6 protein-coding genes are annotated in these 4,320 nt (G+C 45.4%); 1 reads left to right on the plus strand and 5 read right to left on the minus strand.

Features of this window, described 5'->3' with window-relative positions; genetic code table 11:
* Window positions 1–61: 61 nt before the first annotated feature.
* Window positions 62–334, minus strand: a complete 273-nt coding sequence (locus C1T29_RS05070) for an acylphosphatase (protein WP_020450537.1) — start codon at window positions 332–334, stop codon at window positions 62–64.
* A gap of 111 nt (window positions 335–445) precedes the next feature.
* Between C1T29_RS05070 and C1T29_RS05075 the strand changes: the two genes are divergently transcribed.
* Window positions 446–1,096, plus strand: coding sequence for an MOSC domain-containing protein (locus tag C1T29_RS05075; RefSeq protein WP_020450538.1), 651 nt, complete (start codon window positions 446–448; stop codon window positions 1,094–1,096).
* A 40-nt stretch (window positions 1,097–1,136) separates the two neighbouring features.
* Here C1T29_RS05075 and C1T29_RS05080 read toward each other — a convergent pair whose 3' ends face one another.
* From C1T29_RS05080 to C1T29_RS05095, 4 genes are all read right to left on the minus strand, one after another.
* The gene (locus C1T29_RS05080; protein WP_003179731.1) at window positions 1,137–1,268 is read right to left on the minus strand and encodes a DUF2639 domain-containing protein; all 132 of its coding nucleotides are present in this window, start codon (window positions 1,266–1,268) and stop codon (window positions 1,137–1,139) included.
* A 130-nt stretch (window positions 1,269–1,398) separates the two neighbouring features.
* Window positions 1,399–1,554, minus strand: coding sequence for a hypothetical protein (locus C1T29_RS05085; RefSeq protein WP_020450539.1), 156 nt, complete (start codon window positions 1,552–1,554; stop codon window positions 1,399–1,401).
* An 83-nt stretch (window positions 1,555–1,637) separates the two neighbouring features.
* Window positions 1,638–2,390, minus strand: coding sequence for a type I methionyl aminopeptidase (gene map / locus C1T29_RS05090; RefSeq protein WP_020450540.1), 753 nt, complete (start codon window positions 2,388–2,390; stop codon window positions 1,638–1,640).
* Window positions 2,391–2,514: 124 nt separating this feature from the next.
* Window positions 2,515–4,320 (minus strand): lipoteichoic acid synthase (locus C1T29_RS05095; protein ID WP_208945630.1); only part of this gene is annotated, 1,806 nt, incomplete at its 5' end.

Genomic DNA, 4,320 nt, shown 5'->3' on the forward strand with positions numbered 1-4,320 from the left:
AAAATAAAAGAGGAATTTAGTCAAGATACGTTTGAAAAATCCGCCATCTCCGGCGGATTTTTCAATAGCTGATATTAAACTTGTGGAATCCGTCAATCTCTTTTGTTTCTTCGACATTCACGTCCGTTACTTTTGAGAAGGGACTTCCTTTTTGAATCGCTTTTAAAAATGGCTTCAGACTTTCCTCGGGTCCTTCGGCGCGGATTTCAACTGTACCGTTGTCGCGGTTCCGGACCCAGCCGGTCAATTTGTGCTTATCTGCTTCCATTTGAACAAAATAGCGAAATCCCACGCCCTGAACGCGTCCGTCTACAATGATTCTGTATTGAAGCATCGGGAACACTCCTTTTCTTTTATGCTACCATATTTCTCATTTTGAGATCATGGGATAGACATGTTTCGGATAAATCGTTAAAATATGAAAATAAAGGAAGGGCGTGAGGTTTTGGAGCATCAGGAGTATGAAATTTTATCTATTCATGTAGGCCGTCCGCACACATACGAATTCGACGGAAAACAGGTGGAAACGGCAATCGTGAAGGAGCCTGTCGGCGGACCCGTATATTTGAGCCGTACGAATTTTGAAGGGGACGGGCAGGCGGATCTGATTCACCACGGAGGAGTGGATAAAGCGGTTTGCGTCTATCCGGCGGACCACTACATGTATTGGGAAAGCGTCTTGAAGCGGAAGCTGCCGGAGGCGGCATTTGGAGAAAACGTGACGGTTAAAGGGCTCACCGAAAAAGATGTGTGCATTGGTGATATCTTCAAGCTGGGGGAGGCTCTTGTTCAAGTCAGCCAGCCGCGCCAGCCTTGTTTCAAGCTTGCCAAACGGCTGAATCAAAAAGATATGGTGTTACTGGTGAGGGACACCGGGTTCAGCGGATTTTATTTCAGGGTTCTCGAAGAAGGAATCGTTGCGCCCGATTCCGGGCTGCAGCTCGTTTCAAGAGATGGGCATGAAGCCACAGTTTCGTACGCCAACCATTTGATGTACCATGACAGGGGCAATCACCCCGCCATTCGGAAGATCCTTGAGGTTGAAGCGCTGTCGGAAAGCTGGAGAAGCTCATTTTTAAAGGAGCTGAGCGCATAAAAACAAGCCGTGTCCGAAAAGGAGCACGGCTTTAACATGTTTATTTTTTGACGCTTTCAAGCAGGTTGGCCAAAAAGTGTTTTTTATAGCTTTGAAGCTTTCTTCCTTCATACTTTGTCATTCCCAGCTTTTTCAGTTCTTCTACATACCAGCCTTTGCTTCCGTAATGCATGGCAGAAAACTCCCTTCTATAATTCGATGCAATTGGCATTCTAACATCTATAGAAAAACGCTGAAAAGGGATAGGCGGCAATTTTTAAAAACTGAGTCTTTCGTCGTAGTTTGGAAGTTTGAGGAAGGCTTCAGCCGTGTGTCAAACTGGTGACGATCATCACAATGATCGAGATGCTGAGGACGATTCCGATATATTTTAAGAAGCCGTTCTTTTTTTTATGAGCATATACGATTAACAGGATGCTCTCGATGAAAAAGATCAGCCCGATGATGGCAAACAGCATGCGGTAAAGCTCCTTTCGGCACAGTTTGTCTTTTATTTTAGCATAAAAGCCCGGACTTCTATGAGCCGGGCTTTTTCACGTAATCAGTCAAGCTGTGTTAAAATGATCGGTTCGTTTTTCGTAATGACGATTGTATGCTCGATCTGTGCCACAAAGCTGCCGTCAGGCGTTTTGAATGTCCAGCCGTCTCCGGCTTCGATGGTATGCTCGGCTTTTGTGGAAACAAACGGCTCAAGGGCGATGACGGTTCCGTTTTTAAAGAGCGCATTATCAAACGGGTCATAGTAATTTAAGATATGGTTGGGCGCTTCATGGAGGTTCTTTCCAATCCCGTGTCCCGTCAGGTTTTTAATGACGGTAAATCCGTTTGCTTTTGCTTCATTGTATACGGCTCTGCCGATTTGGTTTTGTTTCTTGCCGGCGCGCGCCTGCAAAAGTCCCTTTTGAAATGCGCTTTCCGCGCTTTGGCAAAGCTTGTGCAGCGTTTCATCGCCTTTTCCGAGTACAAATGAAATGCCAGTATCAGAATAGTAGCCGCCAAATTCAGCGGAGATGTCGATGTTGATCAAATCCCCTTCTTTTAAAATCGTGGATTCGCTTGGGATGCCGTGGGCGACTTCATCGTTCACACTGATGCACGTCGTTCCTGGGAAATCGTATTCTTTTTCCGGAGCCGATGCGGCGCCATGAGCCTCAAGCACTTCTTTACCGATGAGGTCCAGCTCTTTTGTGCTCATGCCGGGTGCTGCTTTTGCTTTCATTTCCTCCCTGGCTAAAGCGACGATTCTGCCTATTTTCTTGAGCCCTTCCAGCTCTTGGTCATTTGTTACAATCACAATTCATTCCCGCTTTCTTTTTTTATATTCCATTTCAAGCTTACCATATCTGCTTGCGAAAAAGGAACAGCGCGGCTTCAAGACCAAAAAAGCACCCGCTTATAAATAAGCGGGTGCTGTCTGTTTATTGTCCGGAATCTGATTTCGTAGTTTGCGCCGCATCAGATTCTGATGTTTTCGGATTGTGGTTGGTGTAGTCGTAGTCGCTCGGGTTGATCGCTTTAAAGCCTTTCGGTTTATAAAAGCGCAGCAAATCTCCGTCGACGATTTTATCCGACATTTCGAGTTCTTTTTTCACGGACTCATCGATGTTCGGATCGATGTCTTTTTCGTTCAGAAGCTCTCCTGTTTTCGTGTCGTAGTAGTTTCCGTTCGTTTTCGTATATTCCGGAGAAACGAAATCGCCGTTGCGGAACGGAATAATTTCACGGTGTTCCGGTGACAGAAGGTCTGAACCGCTCATCAGGTAATCTTTCGTATTCACGCCCATCAAATGAAGCAGGGTAGGGGCTACATCGACTTCGCCGCCGTATTTATTGGATTTGATTCCCTTGACCCCAGGCGCGTGGATGAACAGCGGAACCCTTTGCAATTGGGCATTTTCATATGGTGTGATGTCTTTGCCCAATACTTTGGCCATCGCTTTGTTGTGATTTTCCGAAATACCGTAGTGGTCTCCGTACATGACGACAATCGTATTATCATACAGTCCGGATTTTTTCAGATCGTTGAAAAATTGTTCAATGGCCTGATCCATGTAGTTGGCCGACTGGAAATAATGGTCAACGACGCTGTCGCCGGTATCGCCGGCAGGGAAGTCTGTATCGCCTTCATCCATCTCGAACGGAAAATGGTTCGAAAGGGTGATAAACTTCGTATAGAACGGCTGTTTCAGGCTTTTCAACAGCGGCATTGATTCTTCAAAGAACGGTTTATCTTTCAATCCGTAGTTTTTCGTTTTATCTTCGCTCATATCGTAATACGTAGCGTCAAAGAATTTGTCATAACCGATGGCTTTATACATTTCATTGCGGTTCCAGAACGTTTTGTAGTTGCCGTGGAATGCCGCTGATGTATAGCCTTGAGACTTCAAAATGGCCGGAGCCGACTGCAGCGTGTTTTGCGCTTTATTAATGAACACTGACCCTTGTGATAAAGGATACAGCGAGTTGTCCATCATAAATTCCGCGTCAGACGTTTTACCTTGTCCTGTTTGGTGGAAAAAGTTATCAAAATAAAACGTTTCATTGTCATGCGCCAGTGAATTTAAGAACGGCGTGACTTCCTTGCCGTCGATCTTATAGTCGATCGCGAACGTCTGAAGTGATTCCAGTGAAATGTAAACCACGTTCATGCCTTTCGCTTTTCCGAAGTATTCGGCATTCGGCTTATCATGATTGGCTTTAATATAGTTCTCTACTTCCGTCACGTCGCTGGAGCTTGCCAGTGCGCGCTGGCTGTTTGACTTGATATTCTGCACCGCATCATAGATTGTGAAGTTGTAGGTTCCCAAATATTTCACAAGGTAGTTGCGGTCAAAAGAACGGGTCAGAAGCTCCGGACGATCAATCTCGGCAACGGCCAGGTTGACGAGGAAGACAAGGACGCTTGTTCCCATCACAATTTTAAACGGGCGCTTCGTTGTTGTTTCAGAAGGTCTGTTATAGAAAACAGCCAGCCCGATTAAAATAAAGGTATCGATGAAATACAAAACATCAAGCGGGTGCATGAGCGAGAAGATGCTGTCCCCGAGCTGCCCCCCGTTTGTTTTGGCCTGCATGATCGTAGGCAGCGTGATAAAGTCGCTGAAAAATCTGTAGTATACGACGTTTGCATATAGCAAAAAAGACATTAAAAAATGAATCACTATAATCGCTGTCTGCTGTATTTTTTTCTTGAACAAGAGTCCTAATCCAAGAAAGAACAAGCT

This window comes from Bacillus sp. MBGLi79 (genome assembly GCF_002953915.1).